2 protein-coding genes are annotated in these 1845 nt (G+C 61.6%); both read left to right on the plus strand.

All coding sequences use genetic code 11. The annotated features are described in order from the left end of the window. Positions 1 to 723, plus strand: a 723-nt coding sequence (locus tag VAE48_RS12545; protein WP_322793670.1) for an ABC transporter ATP-binding protein, incomplete at its 5' end; no start/stop codon positions are given. Then, positions 686 to 1693, plus strand: coding sequence for an ABC transporter permease (locus VAE48_RS12550; protein WP_322793671.1), 1008 nt, complete (start codon positions 686 to 688; stop codon positions 1691 to 1693). The genes VAE48_RS12545 and VAE48_RS12550, both read left to right, overlap by 38 nt. Positions 1694 to 1845: the final 152 nt, after the last annotated feature.

A 1845-nucleotide genomic window follows, 5' to 3' on the forward strand; every position in this document is an offset into this window, starting at 1 on the left:
CCCGATCAGGTCGGTTTTTACGATGAACTGACCGCCCGCGAAAACCTGACCTACATCGCCCGTCTGAACGCCATACCCAACCAGCAACTGCCGGCGCGCGTGGAAGAAGCGCTCGAACGGGTAGGCCTGCGGGATGTGGCGGATAAGCGGGTGGCTACCTTCTCGCGGGGCATGCGTCAGCGGCTGGGGGTAGCCGATGTGTTGATCAAGAACCCGCGCCTGATCATCATGGACGAGCCGACTTCCGGTTTGGACCCGGAAGCCTCGCTGGAATTTCTGGAAATGATTCGCGCGCTGAAGCGGGAGGGCATCACCATCCTGCTTTCCTCGCATCTGCTCTATCAGGTGCAGGCGGTTTGCGACCGGGTCGGCCTGTTCCACAAGGGCCGCATGGTGCTGCAGGGCAGCGTCAACGAACTGGCCGAGCGGGTGTTGGGCGGCGCCTACCGCATTCAGCTGCAGGCCGAAGGCGACCCGCAAGCCATTCAGGCCGCTTTACAGCGCGTGGATGGCTTCCGCAACATCCGCCAGACCGCCGAGAACCTGTACACGATGGAAGCCGCCCGCGATCTGCGTCCGGAGGCCGCTCAGGCGGTTGTTTCGGCCGGCGGGCGTTTGTATAAACTGGATGTGCAGACCCAAAGTCTGGAAGAAATTTACAGCGCCTACTTCAAGGAGGTGGAACATGGCACAACCCAATCCAGCCTTAGCCGCCAGGTCTGAAGCGACCGGCCGGGCAGCAGCCCGCGAGGGCTCGCCGTGGAAGGGGATGTGGGCGGTGGTTGCCAAAGAGATGGCCGACCACCTCTCCAGTGCGCGCATGGTAGTGCTGGAAATTCTGATTGTGCTGGCGGCAGTCGGCTCGATCTATGTGGCAACCCAGAACATCAGTCAGAACATCAGTCAGGACCGCTTTCTGTACCTGCGTCTGTTCACCACCGCCCAAAATCCGCTGCCGGCTTTCGTGGCGCTGCTGGCTTTCTTCATCCCGCTGGTTGCCATTGCGCTGGCGTTCGACTCGGTCAACAGTGAGTTCAGCCGGCGCACGCTCTCGCGCGTGCTGGCGCAGCCCATTTACCGCGATGCGCTGTTGATGGGCAAGTTTCTGGCGGGACTCTTCACCCTTGCGCTGGTATGCACCGCGCTCTGGCTGCTGATTTTCGGTTTGGGCATTCTGCGGCTGGGGGTGGCACCCGGCGGTGAAGAAGTGGGACGTGCGCTGTGGTTCCTGCTGGCCACCATCTTCTACGGCGGCATCTGGCTGGCGCTGGCGATGGTCTTTTCGGTCATCTTCCGGCAGCCGGCAACCGCGGCGCTGACTTCCACAGCAGTGTGGTTGTTCTTCACCGTATTCTGGAACATCATTGCCGGTTTGCTGGCACAGTCGCTCAGCCCGATTCGCTTTGGCACGCTGGGCGAGCTGCTGGCGCAGGCCAACCTGCAGCTGGCGCTTTCGCGCTTTTCGCCCAACACACTGTACGCCGAAACGATGATCGCCCTGCTCAACCCGGAAACCCGCTCGCTGGGCATTCTGCTGCCGACGCAGATGGAAGGCGCCATTCTCGGTTCACCGCTGCCGCTTTCCCAATCGGTGGCGCTGATCTGGCCGCAGTTGACCGGCCTGATCGCCGCCACCATCGTCCTGTTTGCGCTGGCTTACATCCTCTTCCAGCGGCAGGAAATCCGCGCCTGAACGGTAAAAAAATCCTCCCCCACAGCGGGCAAACCCACGTGAGTTCGGGATAAGATCAAAACCTGGTATGCAAGCCAATCACCCCCACCTGCACCTCCCCCAAAATCGCCCCTGCGATTTTGGGGGAGGCGGGAGGGGGACGAAAATTCGAA

The sequence above is a fragment of the Bellilinea sp. genome (assembly GCF_034432615.1).
Taxonomy (GTDB): Bacteria; Chloroflexota; Anaerolineae; order Anaerolineales; family Anaerolineaceae; genus Bellilinea.

Coding starts and splice junctions, on each gene's coding strand:
- VAE48_RS12550 (WP_322793671.1), top strand. CDS start 686: ATGGCACAACCCAATCCAGCCTTAGCCGCCAGGTCTGAAGCGACCGGC.